We start from the raw sequence: 15,826 nt of genomic DNA, 5'->3' as shown, positions 1-15,826 counted from the left end.
GCATCAGCCCCATGTGGAAACGATATGAAGCTGTGTCGATTTCCTGTCGGATTATCGCGCAGCGGCGCGAAAAAAAGACCGCCGAAGCGTTGGCATCGGCGGTCGGGGAAAACAGGTCACGCTTGCTCTTCGGCTAGAGTAGCAATGCGTACAATAACTTCAGCGGCCTTGACCATCGTGTCGGCGGACACATACTCGTAGCGGCCATGGAAATTCTCGCCGCCTGCAAAAATATTCGGCGTTGGCAGCCCCATATAGCTGAGCTGGGAGCCGTCCGTGCCGCCGCGGATCGGCTTTATATCCGGCTTTACGCCGCATTGCTCCATTGCCTGTCGGGCCAGCTCAACGACGCCGAATACCGGCTCGATTTTCTCCCGCATGTTGTAGTATTGATCCTTCAGCTCCAGCTGTACGCTGCCTTCGCCGTAGGTTTGGCGGAACTCTTCCGCAATCGACCGCATCAGATTTTTACGGTGTTCAAAGCTGTCCCGGTCAAAGTCGCGGATAATATAGCGCATCCGGGTCAGATCGACGCTGCCCTCGAAGGAAATCAGGTGGAAAAATCCCTCGTAGCCCGAAGTAAACTCCGGCACCTCGCCTGCTGGAAGCCGGCCGTGCAGCGCCATGCCGACGGCTTGGGCGTTAATCATCTTGCCCTTGGCATAACCGGGGTGGACGTTTTTGCCTTGGATCGTCACAACCGCTCCGGCAGCGTTGAAGCTTTCGTACTCCAGCTCTCCAAGCGCCCCGCCATCCATCGTGTAGGCGAACTCGGCGCCAAAAGCGGCTACGTCGAAACGGTCCGGTCCGCGCCCGATTTCCTCATCCGGCAAAAAACCGATGCGAATGCGTCCATGCTTAATATCCGGTCTGGAGGCTAAATAAGCCATGGCGGTCATAATTTCGGCAATGCCCGCTTTGTCGTCGGCGCCGAGCAGCGTCGTCCCGTCCGTTGTAATCAGCGTCTGTCCCGCGTATCCGGCAAGCTCCGGAAATTCCTTGGGCGACAGCACAACGCCCAGCTCCCGGTTCAGCACAATGTCGCCGCCGTCATAGGACTCGATCAGCTGCGGCTTGACGTTTGTTCCGGTAAAATCGGATGCCGTATCCATGTGGGCGAGGAAGCCGATGGTCGGGACAGCCTTGTCCGTCGTAGCCGGAAGAGTCGCCATGACATATCCGTTTTCATCGAGCGTGATTTCCGTCAGGCCGATTTCTCTCAGCTCGTCTGCAAGCAGGCGGGCCAATTCCAGCTGGCCCGGCGTGGAGGGACAGCTGGCGCTGTTATCGTCCGAGCGGGTGTCCACAGCCGTATAGGCGGTAAAGCGGCGAATCAGTTCTTGTTTTAACTCCATGGGCAGGCTCCTTTAAGTTAAGTGTTCTATCGCTAGTTCAATGGAAAAATCCGTATATACCGTTCACTATACCAGCTGTGCAAACTGGAAATCCAGCGGGAGGGGACTGCCAGGCTCGCACAAACGGCAATGGCAAGAACGGCGCTTCTCCCGTGGCCGTCGTCCGCCGCTGGTTGGCTGGCCGGAACAGGCCGACTCTATCAAAACAGCTCCATTAATAGTGGCGGGAGCCTTTTCGGAGAGCTTGCCCAACCGGGGAACGTCTTTCCGGCATATGTTGTTGCAGAAGCCTGACGAAAACCATACAGGAGATGACATGCCCCATGCCTCTTAAGACCAGCTCTGGAGCTGGCGCGCTCCCCCGTATCGACGTGCTTGTGCCCGCGATTGAGAAGGACCTGCGCACGCTGCCTCATGTAATCCGTTCCGTCCGCACTCATGTGCGGCATCCTATCGGCGATATTGTTATCGTAGCTCCGCGCAAAGACGCCATCGTCTCGTTATGCCGCTCCAACGGCTGGCGATTTGTCGATGAGAACAGCGTACTGCCGTTGACCAAATCCGATATTCATTACCGTTCGGCTCGTTGGGAGCGCTCCGGCTGGCTGTTCCAGCAGCTGCTCAAGCTGAGCGGCGACACGCTTTGCCGGGCGGACTATTTTCTCGTTATCGACGCCGACACGGTGCTGCTCCGACCCCACACGTTCCATGCCGAAGGCCGAACGACGTTTTACACGCGCAGCTGGACGCAGCCGGAATATATGCGCATGTACACCCGCCTGATGGGACGCAAGGCCTCTTCGCCGCGCTCGCTTGTCACGCATTATATGCTGTTCGAAAAAGACCGTCTTCGTGCGATGAAACGGGATATTGAGGCGCGTCACGGGATGAGCTGGCATAAAGCGATTCTTGCCAAGCTCAACCGGAGCCGGCAGTTCGGCTTCAGCGAGTATGAGACGTACGGCAATTTTGTGTACAGCCAAAATCCGGGAGCGGTGCAGCTGAAGCCGGCGCTCAACCGTGCGCTGCATACGGGCGTTGCGAGTCTGACGGCGGAGCGTGCGGGCAAGCTTGCCGCGAAACACCGCTCGGTCAGCTTCCATGAGCGAAAAGGCTACGTGCGCCTAAAGCGGCGCGAGGAAGCGGGGCGGAAATGATTCAAGCGGCGCCGCATCAAAGCTTGCTTGTTGACTGGCGGGGACCGATTCAGCGTCCAGGCGGGCTTGGCGGCGCAAGCCGGGAATATGTGAAGGCGTTAAGAGGCGCGGGGGTTCACGTTACCGCCCGATCAGGCCACAAACTGCCAGCCGGGCAGGAAAGCGGCTCGAAAGCGGAACGTATTCTTGTATATCACTATCTGCCTAATCAGCTTGATTTGGACCTGGCGCGCCGCCGTTATGCCAGGGTGGTGTTGAATACGGTTTGGGAGACGACAAAAATTCCGAGGCAATGGCGGAAAGCGATAAACGGTTTCGATGCGGTAATCGTGCCCTCCAGCCATAACGTCCGCGCGATGCGGGAGAGCGGAATAGCCGTGCCGGTTTACAAAGTGCCCCACGGTGTGGATACGCGGCGTTTTAGGCCCAGCCATCCTCCTTCGTTCATTCCGGGGAGTGAAGGGCGCTTTGTGTTCCTGTCCGTATTCAGCTTTCAGCATCGTAAAAACCCCGAAGCGCTCCTGCGCGCCTATTGGGAGGAGTTCAACGAACAGGATCCGGTGCTGCTCGTCATCAAAACGAACGGATGGGCTGGCGAAGTTCGGCGCAGCATTTCCAACTACCGGAGCTCATTGCGTCTGCCGCATCGTCCTGCACCGATTCATTTGATTTCTGGACAAATTAGCGACAGCAAATTAAGAGGGCTTTATACAGCGGCTAACGCTTTTGTGCTGCCGACACGGGGAGAGGGAGTCGGCATGCCGTTCATGGAAGCGCTGGCCAGCGGCATTCCAGTTATTGCGACGCGCTGGGGAGGGCAAAGTGATTTTCTGAACGACGGCAATTCCTTTGCCGTTCCTTACCGCTTGGCCAGACCTGCGGATACGATGAAACGCAGCAGAGCGATTTCGCGCACCTTCAGTCATTTATTCGCTCAGCCGGACCAGCTGTGGGCGGAAGCGGATCTGAACGGTTTGAAGCGGCAAATGAGAAGCGCAAGCCTGAATCCCGGCCTGTGCCGGATTAAAGGAAGACAAGGGCGGCTGGATATGACGGGCTGTTCCTGGGTGAGGGCAGGGCGCGAGCTCCGCATCGTGCTGGAAGCAGTAATGCGCGGCAGGAAGCGGCGGGAAGGAATGCTGCTCCCGAAGCTTTCCCGGCATCTGCCGCTGGAAGATAGGAGCTTGAAAGAGATGTCGGGAAGAACGGTTCCCGGCCATCCGTCGAAGGTGCTTTTGTTAGGCGGGTCTTGAGCGCAACAGATGCTTTACCGGTTTTAGAGGAGGATGAGGAAATTTGCGAATAATTTTGATGTCGGGAGGTTCAGGCAAGCGGCTGTGGCCGCTGTCCAACGATATTCGCTCCAAGCTGTTTCTGAAGCTGCTGCCCGGTCCGGACGGAACGAGGGAATCGATGATGCAGCGCCTGTGCCGTCAGCTGAGCGAAGCGAATTTGCTGGACGGGGCTATTATTGTGACCCATGACAGTCAGGCGGAAATAACGCTCGCTCATGCCGGGAGCGGCGTCCCGATTGTGAAGGAGCCTGAAAAGCGCGGCACGTTTATGGCCGCGGCGCTTGGCGCGGCGTATTTGAGCGGTCCGGGCGGAGCGGAGCCGGACGAGACGGTATGCCTGCTGCCGGTGGACTTGTTCGTGCAGCCGGATTTTTTTGAGCTGCTGCGCAGGCTGCCGGAGGCGCTCGATCAAGGCGCCGATCTGGCGATGATCGGTACGGAGCCGACATATCCGAGCAGCCAGTACGGCTATATCGTACCGGGACGGACGCGGCGAAGGGGCAGTCAGGCCAAGCGTTCAATGGGCGGGAACGGGGACGCTGCGGCTGCCCGCGGATGGACGGCGGTGGAGCGGTTCGCCGAAAAGCCCGACCCGCCAATGGCGGCGCGGCTCATGAAACAGGGGGCGCTCTGGAACTGCGGCGTGTTTGCATTCCGCTTGGGCTGGCTCTTGGGGCAGCTTGAAGGCAAAGGATGTCCGTCCCAGATGGGGCGGCTGTCGGAGCTCTATGCGGAATTGGCCGACCGGAGCTTTGACCAGGAGATTGCGGAACAAACGGAGCGGCGCATGGTGCTGCGATACAGCGGGGAATGGCATGATCTCGGCAGCTGGAGCACCTTTCTCCGCCAGCTCGGCGACGTACAGCTGGGACCGGGCAGCGTGTCCGGTGAAGCAAGCAACACCCATTTGATTAACGAGCTGGATAGCCCAATCCATATTATCGGGCTGCCGGATGCGATTGTGGCGGCGAGCCCGGACGGCATTCTGGTCGCCAGCAAAGAGAAGTCGGATTGGATTAAGGGAGTGCTGTCCGGTGAGCGGAGACCGCCTATGCAGGAGGAGAAACGCTGGGGAAGCAGCCGCACGCTTGAGCTTGCGAGCCTGGAGAGCGGCGAAGAGATTGCGGTAAGGCGAATCGTTATTCATGCAGGCAAATGTACGAGTTATCATCTGCATCAGCATAAGGGAGAGATATGGACGGTGATTTCCGGAAGCGGACAGTTCATGCTGGAGGATGAGATTGATGTAATCGCTCCAGGCGACGTGATGCGTTTTCCCGCTGGCTCGCGCCATGGCGTCAAGGCAGCGGCCGAGCTGCATTGCATGCTGGTGGAAATCGGCCGCTTGCCTGTCGGCGGCAAGGATATCGAGCGTCTGCTGATGAGCTGGTGACATCCCCCTATAACGGTATGCCGAGCTTTTTCATCCGGTTGTACAGGGTTGCCCGGGAAATGCCGAGCTGCTTGGCAACCGCTTTTTTGTTGCCTCGCTCCGCTTCCAGCAGACGGCGGATCTGCTCCCGCTCATACGCTTCCGCTCCGGCGCGTAAACGATTCCCTGCTCCTGAGTGAAGAGGCGGCGGACTCGCTGCTGATTCTTTGTTGGCCGCAACGTTTAGCGCAGGCGTCGATATAGGAGCAGCAGATACAGTTGCAGACATAGAAGCAACACGTCCGTCCGCCGTGTTTTGCAGCAGCCTTGGCGGCAAATAATCCGCTCGGATGATGCCGTCGGCGGCCAGCAGAACGAGCCGCTCCGCTGCATTGCGCAGCTCGCGGATGTTGCCGGGCCAATCGTACGCGGCCATCCGCTGCACAATCTCATGCGGACAAGCCTCCAGATATCTCCCGTACAGCAGGGCGAACTCGCTGAGAAACAGCGGCAGCAGCTCGTACACGTCTCCCGTGCGCTCCCGCAGCGGCGGAATATCCAAGATGACTACGCTGAGCCGGTAGTAGAGATCCTCACGGAAGCGGCCGGTCTCCATCATTTCCAGCAGATTGCGGTTGGTCGCCGCCAAAATCCGGCAGTCCGCTTTACGCAGGACGGAGCCGCCTACGGCGTAGTAGCTTTTCTCCTGCAGCACGCGCAGCAGCTTCACCTGCAGCTCCAGCGGCATTTCGCCGATCTCGTCGAGAAACAGCGTGCCTCCGGCGGCCAAATCAATTTTCCCCTTCCGTCCCCGGGGGTCCGCGCCGGAGAAGGCGCCCTTTTCATAGCCAAACAGCTCGCTTTCAAACAGCGCCGGTGAAATTGCGCCGCAATTAATTGCGACAAACGGAGTGTCCGGGCCGGATCCGGCATCGTGAATCGCCCGGGCGTACAGCTCCTTGCCGACGCCGCTTTCGCCTAGAATGAGCACTGGAGCTTTGGCGGAGCTGATTTTGCGGGCGGTGTCGATTGTAGCGCGAACAGCAGCGCTTGAGCCTTTAATTGCCGCGAACGGATCGGCAGCCGGGCTTAGCTTGGCGACCTCGCGTTCAAGATGCTGCATTTTGGCTGTCATTTGGAACAGCTGCTGGTTCAGGCGGATTTGCGAAGTCACATCCATCTCGGCGGCAACCGCTCCGATGCGCTCGCCGTCCAGCTCGACCGGCCGCGCATTGATAATCGCATGCATGTCCGGCCTTGGCTGATGCTGGGCTCCGCGCACCGTTTCCCCCGTCGCCAGCGTGCGCAGCACTTGAAGACGCTCCTTTTGAAAAAACTCGTCCGCAGCGCGTCCCATAATCTCCTCGCGGCGAATGCCAAACATGCGCTCTGCGTCGCTTGTCCAGGCGATAACCTCGTTCTGCGCGTTAATGACCGTCACCGCGCTGTCGGTTGTCTCAAGCGTCGCTTCGAAGCCCGCCCGGAGGCTGCGGAACGCTTGCCTCAGCTGAGCAGCAGTCTGGGACAAGCTCAAGCATCCAACCGGACGGCCGTTGTCGTCGAGCAGCAGCGCCCAGGGGCAGCCGCTCGGCAGCTCCGGCAGCTCATCCAGCCGCATGGATGCGGGCAAAGCCGCCGCGGGCAGAAGCTCCTCTTCACCCGTTGCTGTATAATACAGCCAGCCCCAGCCGCCGGAGGTTAGCTCGGAGAACACGGGTACAGCTGCGGCAGCTTCGTCGGGGCCGTTTTGCTGCAACTGATCTGCGTTCCCAATTACAAACGGATGGGAAGGGAGCTGATCGAGACAGGGCAAATTGAGCTTCATGGAATTGCCTCCTTATAGGTGAAATCGGGCTGGAAGAGGTGTAAGCTGCACTGTCTACCTAGTGTATAACAACTTTTACATATGTGTCTAAATGTGTTTAGAAAATTAGACATCCGGCTCTGGCGGGGCCCTCTCGTTATGAGTTTCGTTCCACGCCAAAAAACCGCGCCCGCCCTGGCGCGGAGAGAGCTCTCTCAGCGTCAAGGCAGGCGCGGCGGCAGAGTGATTCAGCTTAGCGGAACATATTTTGCAGCACCATCATCAGGTTGGCTGGTTTCTCCGCCAGACGCCGGGTGTAATAGGGGTACCACATTTTCCCATACGGAACATAACAGCGGACGCGGTAGCCGTCGGTTGCCAGCCGGGCTTGCTCGTTCATCCGCAGCCCATAGAGCATTTGAAATTCAAATTTTTCAGGAGAAATTCCCTTTTCCGCCGCATAGGCTTTTACCCAGCCGATTATATTGTCGTCATGCGAAGCAATGGCCGTGTAGATGCCGCGATCCAGATGCATGCGGATGATTGTTTTAAAGTTGTCGATGACCTCCGATTTTTTCTGAAAAGCGACCTCGGCCGGCTCTTTGTAAGCTCCTTTCACAAGCCGCAAATTAACGCCGCTCGCGATCAGGTCCTCCACGTCGGCGCGGGTGCGGTGCAGGTAAGCCTGGATAACGGTCCCGACGTTGGTCAGCCTTTCCGCATGCAGCCGTTTTACCATATCAATCGTCGCCTGCGTATAAGGAGTGTCCTCCATATCAATCCGCACAAAATTGTTCGATGCCGACGCCTCGCGCACAACCGCCCGAATGTTGCTGTAACAGGCCGCCGCATCAAGCGCCAGCCCCATCTGCGTCGGTTTGAGCGACACGTTGGCGTTTACGCCCGCATCCGCGATGCCGCGCACGAGACGGATGTACTCCTCCCGGTATCCGGACGCCTCGGACAGCGCCTTGATCCCTTCGCCAAGGTGGTCGAGGGTGACCATAATGCCCTTGCGGTTCAGCTCCCGAATGACCTCCAGCGCTGGCTGCAGCTCCTGGCTGGCAATGAATTTTGCGGCAAGTTTGCCGCCATATTTAACGGTAAGCCTCTCCACAAGCGTGTTGCCGGAAATGGTCAGCAGCGTTTTGCGGTACAGCTCGGATCCGATGTCCATAGTGATCTCTTCCCCTCATGAATAGGAATAAAATGATTTCTCGGAGAAATAAGGTAGCAAATTTCATGCCAACTGTGTAGGCTATTACATCCGGCGCGTGCAGGAGCCCAAGAGTTTTTATGGCGAAAAGGAAATCGCAATCCGAGTTGGCACGCTTCTTGCTTTACTATATGAGCGAAGCGCCCCGGGATGCAGCAGGGGAGAACGACAATCCGAGGAGGATGTACGATGAGAATCGATTTTGCCAACGAGCCGTTTACGGATTTTACAAAAGAGCAGGAGAGCGCCGCTTACGAGGCCGCGCTTGAGCTTATATCGGGCCAGCTGGGCCGCACTTATCCTATCGTCATTGGCGGCAAGACCATCGAAACCGGGCGTACGCTGGATTCCATTAATCCGGCGGACAAAAGCCAGGTCATCGGCGTTGTGCATCAAGCCGGCCGCGAGCTGGCGGAGCAGGCGGTCCAGACTGCGTATGAAACTTTCCAGAACTGGCGAGGCACAAGCGCCAAGGAGCGCTCGGGCTACTTGTTTAAGGCAGCCGCAATCATGCGCCGCCGCAAGCACGAATTTTCCGCCTGGCTGACTCTCGAGTCCGGTAAAAACCGCGCCGAAGCGGACGCCGACACTGCCGAAGCAATCGACTTCATGGAATTTTACGCCCGCGAGATGCTGCGTCTCAGCGAGCCTCAGCCGTTAACGCGTCTTCCGGAGGAAGACAACGAGCTGTATTATATTCCGCTCGGCGTCGGCATCGTTATTCCCCCTTGGAACTTTCCGCTGGCGATTATGGCCGGCATGACGACGGCGTCGCTCGTGTCCGGCAATACGGTTGTGCTGAAGCCGGCCAGCCCGACGGCGGTTATCGCGGCTAAATTTGTGGAGCTGCTGGAGGAGGCCGGCGTTCCGGCTGGCGTCGTGAACTTCCTGCCGGGTCCGGGCGGCGAGGTGGGCGACTTCCTCGTCGAGCATCCTCTGACTCGATTTATCAGCTTCACCGGCTCCCGCGACGTCGGCCTGCGCATCAACGAACGAGCCGCCAAAACCGCTCCGGGCCAAAAATGGATCAAACGTGTTATCGCCGAAATGGGCGGCAAGGATTCCATCGTCGTTGACGCCGATGCTGATCTGGAGCTGGCTGCGGATGCGATCACCGCCTCCGCTTTTGGTTTTTCCGGCCAAAAATGCTCCGCTTGCTCGCGTGCGATCATCCATGAGGATGTTTACGACAAGGTTCTGGAAATGGTCGTGGAGCGTACGGGCAAGCTGCGCCTCGGCAACCCAGCCGAACGCGGCACGAACGTTGGTCCGGTCGTCGACGAGAAGGCTTACGCCAAAATTTTGGAATATATCGAGATCGGCAAAGACGAGGGCAGGCTTGCATACGGTGGAGGCACGGGCGATGAGCGCGGCTTTTTTATCGAGCCGACGATTTTTGCGGATGTTAATTCCAAGGCGCGAATCGCTCAGGAGGAGATTTTTGGTCCGGTCGTGGCTTTTATTAAGGCGTCCTCGTTCGAAGAAGCGCTTGAGTTCGCAAACAACACCGACTACGGATTGACCGGAGCCGTTATTTCCCGCAGCCGCGCTCATCTGGAGAAGGCGCGCCGCGAGTTTTTTGCCGGCAACCTGTACTTCAACCGCAAATGCACCGGCGCGCTTGTCGGCGTTCATCCGTTCGGGGGCTTCAACATGTCCGGCACCGATTCCAAGGCCGGCGGACGGGACTATTTGCTGCTGTTTACGCAGGCGAAGCTGGTGTCGGAGAAAATGTAACGTTAGTTGTGTAGTGCAGCAAGCTGCGATTAAATCGCGGCCGAGGGGCTAAGCCTTGAGGCCGCGTATTTTCTCAACCCGATTTCCAATGTAAGCGTTATAATAAGGTGAGAACGATATTCGAAATAAGCAGCGCATTGCGAAGGGACAGCGGCCCGGCCGTCATTCCCGGTCGGCAAAGGAGGCGGCAGTGATGAACGTTCCCGCACTTGTACAGCAAGGAGCGCTCCGTCAGGAGCAGCGCCAGCGCCTCGCGCTGACGGTCCAGATGCGCCAGTCGCTTGCTCTGCTCGCTCTGCCTGTTACGCAGCTGGAGGAGCGCGTGCGGGAGCTCGCGGCGGATAATCCGCTGCTGGAGGTGCGGTCAGCTCCGGCTTTAAGCGGCTTGGGACGGCGCAGCGCCGCCGGCTTCCGGTCCGCTCCGGACCCGCTGCAAAAGGCTGCGTCAGCGCCCCCATCGCTGGAGGGCGAGCTGCTTGGGCAGCTCGGTCAGCTGAGGCTGCCGATGAAGCTGCGCCAAGCGGCTGCTTACCTCGCCGGAAACCTGGACGAGAGCGGATATTTGGAGCTGTCGCTGGAGGAGGCGGCTGTGCAGCTCGGCATCGGAGCCGAACTTGCGGAGGATGCGCTGAAGCTGCTGCAATCGCTGGAGCCGGCAGGCATCGGCGCTCGAGATTTGCGCGAATGCCTGCTGCTGCAGCTGGATCGTCAGCGGCAGGGTGCGCATGTGCCTCAGTCCGCGAACCGAGCAGAGCAGCAGCGGAGTGAGGAGCTGGTTGCATCGCTGGATATCCGGCATATGGCGCAGGTGCGGGAGTTAGCCGACCGATGGCTGCCGCAGCTGGCGGCTCGCCGCTGGGAGGAGATTGCCGCAGGGACGGGCATAGGCAGGACGGAGCTGGAGGAAGCGGCCCGTCAGCTGCGGCGGCTTAATCCGCGCCCTGGTTTGAGCCTGGGAGAAGCGCGGGCGGAAACGCTCATCGCGGATGCCCGGGTCGGTTTGACGGCAGATGGTGAGCTGCAGGTGGAGCTTAATGCTGCCTGGGAGCCGAGGCTGCTTGTGACGGAAAGTACCGCAGGGCTGTTTGCCGGAATCGGCAAACAGCATGAGGCTTATGCGTACGCGGTGAGCTGCCGCCGCTCCGCCCGTTTGCTGTTAGACAGCCTGAGCCTGCGTCGCCAGACGCTGGAAAAGGTCGTGCGTACCATTTTCAACGAGCAGCAGCCGTTCCTGGCGGAGGGCTGGCCTGCTTTGCGGCCGCTCACGATGGCGGATGTCGCCATGACGCTTGGCGTTCACGAGTCTACGGTTAGCCGTGCTGTTGCCCATAAGTATGTTCAAACTCCGTATGGCACTTATGGGTTAAAGTCGTTCTTCAGCGCAACGCTTGGCCGGGACAGCGGGGAGGCAGTGTCGGCTGCTGCAGCCAAGCAGCGGCTTGCGGTGCTTGTTGCGGCGGAGAGTGGAGGCCGGCCGCTGTCAGATCGCGAACTGGCGGCGAGGCTTGCCCAGGATGGAGTTCCGCTGTCCCGCCGAACTGTGGCCAAATACCGGGAGGAGCTGCACATTCCCTGCTCCTCCCTTCGCCGCCGTTAGCCTGCGGAAATTGCGCGCCAATAAGGCGCGCTGAAGGCCGTCTCTGCCGTCATCATATGACGGAGGGGCGGCCTTTCTCTACCTGATCGTTACCGCAAAGCAGAACCAATCTTCTGCTTGAAGCTCTGCATCGCTCAAACAACCGAATCCTGCCACACGGTATCTCTAAGACGCCGACAGGCTGCCCTCCATTAAACAAACTAAACCGCTTCTTCTCCTCTAACGCAGCTGAGACGCCTTAATCACCGAAAAACCCGCCATATTAAACTCTAACGCAGCTGAGAGGTCTTATTCGATGTTTTTAGCGGCTTTAGAGGAGAATTTGGCGCCAATAAGGCGTCTGAGTTGCGTTAGAAGTAGAAAACATGCCATTTACCCGAAATAAGGCGTCTGAGTTGCGTTAGCGCGCCAGTCCTCTGAGCCCTCTTCAGCTTATCGGCATCCGTACATTTGCCGATTGGGCTTAGTCTCATCGGTCTAGACAAAATAGAGCCCCCCAGAAGATAATGGGTGGTATTGGAAATTGCTAATGGCCGCATTTCTGAGCCGGTGGCGACTTTTCCCCGGAGGCGCACGCCTACTATTAGCTGCGGCGCTCTGCCGCGTAACATATCACCGATTTCGCAACAGACAAAGCTTCACTCTGGAGGTGCTTCCCTTAATGAGCGAATCCGATTCGTCCGCTCAGCTTGGACTAAACAACCGCGGCATTTTGGCCGCGAATGGACTGGCGCCGCGATTTCGCGTCGAGCGCCTGCTGCCGAACGGTCCGGCTGCCGCGCTCATCCGCCATTATTGGCTCATCGAGTGGGAGCTGCCGTCCGGCCTGTCCCATGTGCAGGAGGTGCTGGAGCACCCGACCGTCAATGTTGTGCTGGAGCCAGGCTGCTCTGTCGTCAGCTTTCCCAGCCCCGGGCGGTCCAGCCAAAGGCTGGAGGGCAAAGGCCAAGTGATGGGCATGCTGTTTCGGCCGGGAGCGTTTCGAGCTTGGCTGGACGGCGATCCCGGCCAGCTTGCGGGCAGGCGGCTGCCGGCGGATCGGGCGCTCGGACCCGAGGTGCTGGAGCTGGAACATGCTGTTTTTGCCGAAGACAAGCCGGAGCGCCGCGCGCAGTTGGCGGATGCGTTTTGGGCGGAGCGGATGCCGAAGCCGGATCCGAACGCGCAGCTTGTTGACCGGATCGTCACGTCCATTCAGCTCGACCGCAGCCAGCGGCATGTGGAGGGAGTTGCAGACCGATGGGGAATGTCCGTCCGCAGCCTGCAGCGTCTCTTCCGAACCTATCTTGGCGTGAGTCCAAAGGGAGTGATCAGCCGGTACCGGCTGCATGAAACGGTGGAGCTGGCCGCGCAAGACGGCGGGGCTGAGCCCGATTGGGCTGCTCTGGCGCTGGAGCTCGGTTATTTTGATCAGGCGCATCTAATCCGCGACTTCAAAGCTACGTTGGGCATGACGCCGGGCATGTATCGGAAAGCCGCCGCAGCAAAAATGGAACCAGACAATAAGGACTTGTGATCGCAGCGACCGGAAGGCTCTGACGCACGGCATAACCGCAGCAAAAGAAAAAGCCCGGCTGTCCGCAAGGACAATCGGGCTTTTTGCGATTTATTTTCTCTTGGCTTTGAGGCGGCTGCGGTAAAACCAGAACACTCCTCCGAGAACGCCGACCGCGAGCAGTACGTAAACAACGTTGGAGTAGACGTCCATGTAGCCGACAATCGTTTCCCACGATGCTCCGACCGTTGCGCCGACATAGACCAGAACGGTGTTCCAGACTAGGGACCCGATCGTTGTCAGCAGCAGGAACAGCGGAAAGTTCATGCCGGATATACCGGCTGGTATGGAGATGAGACTGCGCACGAGCGGCACAAGCCGGCACAGCAGCACGGCCCAAGGACCATAACGGTCAAACCAGGTGTCCGCCTTGCGCACATCCTCCGGCTTCAGCCGCAAAATATGCCCCCAACGCTCCACGATGCGTTCCAGTCGGTCCGCATGCAGCCAGGCTCCGATGCCGTACAGCACAACCGCACCCAGCACCGATCCGAGTGTCGCGGCAATGATGACGCCGACAATAGTCATGCCCGTATTGATAGTCATAAAGCCGCCGAACGTCAGGATGACCTCAGACGGAATAGGCGGGAAAAGATTTTCGAGCGCAATCAAAATGAACACGCCGGCATAACCGAACTTGTCCATGATGTCTGTAATCCAGGCTTCCAACTTGACTGGCACCTACCTCTCACGGGAGTCCGCATGCGGACATAGCTTCCTCTTATACGATTGAGAGGGTGTCTAGGTTTCAAAAAAATAATCCGCTACAGCATTTTTTTCTAAACATATTAAGCCCTATGAAAAAGCCGTCCGAATATCCATTCTCCGCAAGGGTGAAATGGGATTCGGACGGCGGTATAATAACGCTCCGGCAACCGGGTGGCGGCGGCCGGAAACGGGATTATTACAAGGGCGCTGTCACTAGCTCAGGTGTTTCAGATACGGCGTCAAATCAACGCCCAGCGCGGCAGCCAGCCGCTTGCCAAGATCGGCGTCGGCGCGGTAGAAGTTACAGATGGCGCGCAGCTGCGTGCCAGATTCAACCTGAGCCAGGTCGCCGGACAGATTGCGGATGACGGCATCCTGCTCAGAAGCGGAGTAGCGGCGCCATACTTGACCCGCCTGGCCAAAATCGTTTGGCTTGGCGATGCGCTGGCGTCCAGCCTCCGTGCCAGCCCCTAGCGGCGCTGGCGGCTCCGCATAAGCAGGGTCCTGCTGCGGAGCGTCCTTATGGCGGGTCGGCTCGTAGTTGACAGAGCCGCTCGCCTGCTGCTGCGACATCGCCCCGTCGCGCTGATTGTTGCTTACTTTGGCGAACGGGCAGTTGATCGGAAGCTGCAAGTAATTGGCGCCGATCCGGTACCGCTGCGTGTCGGAGTAGGAGAAGAGGCGGCCCTGCAGCAGCTTATCCTCGGAGGGCTCAATGCCAGGCACAACAACGCCGGGATTGAAGCCAACCTGCTCCGTATCCGCAAAAACATTATCCGGGTTGCGGTTCAGCTGCATTGTGCCGACATGCACGTAAGGAATATCCTCCTCAAACCAGTCCTTCGTCGGATCGAGCGGGTCAAAGTCAAAAGAATCCAGATCGGCAGGATCGAGAATTTGCACATACAGATCCCATTCCGGGAAGTCTCCCCGATTAATTGCCTCCTGCAAATCCCGGGTGGCATGGTTGAAGTCGTTCGCTTGAATGGCCGACGCCTGCTCAGGGGTCAGATTCCGCACGCCTTGCTTCGGCACCCAGCGCAGCTTTGTATAAACGCGGTTGCCGTGCTCGTTAACCCATTTGAACGCATGCACGCTTGAGCCGCGCATCTCGCGGTAGTTGGCCGGTATTCCCTCATCCGAGAACAGATGCAGCAGCATGTTCGTCGATTCCGGCGTCAGCGACATAAAGTCCCAGTAGCGGTCCGGATGCTGAATATTCGTGCTTGGATCAGGTTTAAGAGAGTGCACCATGTCGGGAAACTTCATCGCATCGCGAATGAAGAATATCGGCAGGTTGTTGCCGACAAAGTCATAATTGCCCTCCATCGTATAAAACTTAATCGCAAAGCCCCGGGGATCGCGCAGCGTTTCCGGGGAGTGCTGGCCGTGGATGACGGTGCTGAAGCGGGCGAACACCTTGGTTTCAATGCCGGCATCCTGCAAGAAGGCTGCCTTCGTCCAGCGTTTCATGCTGGCAGCCGTCGTAAATACGCCATGTGCGCCAGCGCCGCGCGCATGCACGACACGCTCCGGCACCCGCTCACGGTCGAAGTGGGCGAGCTTTTCCAGCAGTTGATAGTCCTCCAGCAGCGTGGGACCGTGCTGGCCGGCAGTACGGGAATTTTGATTGTCGCCGATTGGGACTCCCTGGTTCGTGGTTAGTCGGTTCATCGATTCGTTCCCCTTTCTTCCGGATCTCCGGGATAAAATAGTTATGGTTAAGGATATGAGTTTAGTATGAGAATTAGTTTCACTTTACATTTATATTCTATCAATAGTCAATACTTATTTATAATAATTATAATTAATTAGGAAGGTTAAGTACTGTGCCAAAGAGAAAATGCTTAGCAACTGGGACGATCTTCGGAAATAGGCTTTAACAAGGGCGGCTATGCGGCGCGGCAGGCCCTGACGCCAACGTTGGAATTTCAATTGCCGATGAACAAAGCTCAGAGCCAAAGGCCGAGTCTAACCAACCATTCGCAGCTCCGGCGCAGCATTCCATTGGACCTTAGAGCCTTCCGGGC

At 58.2% G+C, this 15,826-nt stretch carries 11 protein-coding genes; 6 read left to right on the top strand and 5 right to left on the bottom strand.

The window, feature by feature from the left end; translation table 11 throughout:
• Nucleotides 1-116 precede the first annotated feature (116 nt).
• Entirely contained in the window at nt 117-1,355 is a 1,239-nt protein-coding gene (gene pepT, locus M3223_RS10350; RefSeq protein ID WP_251561224.1) for a peptidase T, read from the bottom strand.
• Nucleotides 1,356-1,678: 323 nt separating this feature from the next.
• On the opposite strand from pepT, the gene M3223_RS10345 reads away from it, so the two are divergent.
• Genes M3223_RS10345 through M3223_RS10335 form a run of 3 tightly spaced genes read left to right on the top strand, consistent with a single transcriptional unit; the run spans nt 1,679 to nt 5,200 of the window.
• Nucleotides 1,679-2,512, top strand: coding sequence for a DUF6492 family protein (locus M3223_RS10345; protein ID WP_251561223.1), 834 nt, complete (start codon nt 1,679-1,681; stop codon nt 2,510-2,512).
• Complete coding sequence (locus M3223_RS10340; protein ID WP_251561222.1) at nt 2,509-3,765, top strand: glycosyltransferase; 1,257 nt, start codon at nt 2,509-2,511, stop codon at nt 3,763-3,765. The genes M3223_RS10345 and M3223_RS10340 overlap by 4 nt, the downstream gene beginning before the upstream one ends.
• 43 nt (nt 3,766-3,808) lie before the next feature.
• The gene (locus tag M3223_RS10335) at nt 3,809-5,200 is read left to right on the top strand and encodes a sugar phosphate nucleotidyltransferase (RefSeq protein ID WP_251561221.1); all 1,392 of its coding nucleotides are present in this window, start codon (nt 3,809-3,811) and stop codon (nt 5,198-5,200) included.
• 7 nt (nt 5,201-5,207) lie between these two features.
• On the opposite strand, the gene M3223_RS10330 is transcribed toward M3223_RS10335, so the two are convergent.
• The gene (locus M3223_RS10330; protein ID WP_251561220.1) at nt 5,208-7,004 is read right to left on the bottom strand and encodes a sigma-54 interaction domain-containing protein; all 1,797 of its coding nucleotides are present in this window, start codon (nt 7,002-7,004) and stop codon (nt 5,208-5,210) included.
• 232 nt (nt 7,005-7,236) lie between these two features.
• Nucleotides 7,237-8,160 carry a proline dehydrogenase family protein gene (locus M3223_RS10325; RefSeq protein ID WP_251561219.1) on the bottom strand — a complete coding sequence of 308 codons (924 nt, stop codon included), beginning with the start codon at nt 8,158-8,160 and terminating at the stop codon, nt 7,237-7,239.
• A 228-nt stretch (nt 8,161-8,388) separates the two neighbouring features.
• On the opposite strand from M3223_RS10325, the gene pruA reads away from it, so the two are divergent.
• The 3 genes from pruA (at nt 8,389) to M3223_RS10310 (ending at nt 13,049) form a co-directional block, all read left to right on the top strand.
• Nucleotides 8,389-9,936 carry an L-glutamate gamma-semialdehyde dehydrogenase gene (gene pruA, locus M3223_RS10320; RefSeq protein ID WP_251561218.1) on the top strand — a complete coding sequence of 516 codons (1,548 nt, stop codon included), beginning with the start codon at nt 8,389-8,391 and terminating at the stop codon, nt 9,934-9,936.
• Nucleotides 9,937-10,129: 193 nt separating this feature from the next.
• Entirely contained in the window at nt 10,130-11,533 is a 1,404-nt protein-coding gene (gene rpoN, locus M3223_RS10315; protein ID WP_251561217.1) for an RNA polymerase factor sigma-54, read from the top strand.
• 661 nt (nt 11,534-12,194) lie between these two features.
• Nucleotides 12,195-13,049: an AraC family transcriptional regulator gene (locus tag M3223_RS10310; RefSeq protein WP_251561216.1), complete on the top strand. Its 855-nt coding sequence runs from the start codon at nt 12,195-12,197 to the stop codon at nt 13,047-13,049.
• A 90-nt stretch (nt 13,050-13,139) separates the two neighbouring features.
• Here the strand turns inward: M3223_RS10310 and M3223_RS10305 are convergent, their stop codons facing one another.
• Both M3223_RS10305 and M3223_RS10300 read right to left on the bottom strand, forming a co-directional pair.
• Nucleotides 13,140-13,757, bottom strand: coding sequence for a DedA family protein (locus M3223_RS10305; protein ID WP_251561215.1), 618 nt, complete (start codon nt 13,755-13,757; stop codon nt 13,140-13,142).
• Between the two features lie 252 nt (nt 13,758-14,009).
• Entirely contained in the window at nt 14,010-15,470 is a 1,461-nt protein-coding gene (locus M3223_RS10300; protein ID WP_251561214.1) for a catalase, read from the bottom strand.
• Nucleotides 15,471-15,826 lie beyond the last annotated feature (356 nt).

Source organism: Paenibacillus pasadenensis, from assembly GCF_023715725.1.
Taxonomy (GTDB): domain Bacteria; phylum Bacillota; class Bacilli; order Paenibacillales; family Paenibacillaceae; genus Paenibacillus_O; species Paenibacillus_O pasadenensis_A.
The sequence above is the reverse complement of the archived record's forward strand: the minus strand, read 5'-3'. Positions and strand labels throughout refer to the sequence as shown.

Coding starts and splice junctions, on each gene's coding strand:
- M3223_RS10300 (WP_251561214.1), bottom strand. CDS start 15,470: ATGAACCGACTAACCACGAACCAGGGAGTCCCAATCGGCGACAATCAA.
- rpoN (WP_251561217.1), top strand. CDS start 10,130: ATGAACGTTCCCGCACTTGTACAGCAAGGAGCGCTCCGTCAGGAGCAG.
- M3223_RS10340 (WP_251561222.1), top strand. CDS start 2,509: ATGATTCAAGCGGCGCCGCATCAAAGCTTGCTTGTTGACTGGCGGGGA.
- M3223_RS10330 (WP_251561220.1), bottom strand. CDS start 7,004: ATGAAGCTCAATTTGCCCTGTCTCGATCAGCTCCCTTCCCATCCGTTT.
- M3223_RS10310 (WP_251561216.1), top strand. CDS start 12,195: ATGAGCGAATCCGATTCGTCCGCTCAGCTTGGACTAAACAACCGCGGC.
- pruA (WP_251561218.1), top strand. CDS start 8,389: ATGAGAATCGATTTTGCCAACGAGCCGTTTACGGATTTTACAAAAGAG.
- M3223_RS10345 (WP_251561223.1), top strand. CDS start 1,679: ATGCCTCTTAAGACCAGCTCTGGAGCTGGCGCGCTCCCCCGTATCGAC.
- M3223_RS10325 (WP_251561219.1), bottom strand. CDS start 8,160: ATGGACATCGGATCCGAGCTGTACCGCAAAACGCTGCTGACCATTTCC.
- pepT (WP_251561224.1), bottom strand. CDS start 1,355: ATGGAGTTAAAACAAGAACTGATTCGCCGCTTTACCGCCTATACGGCT.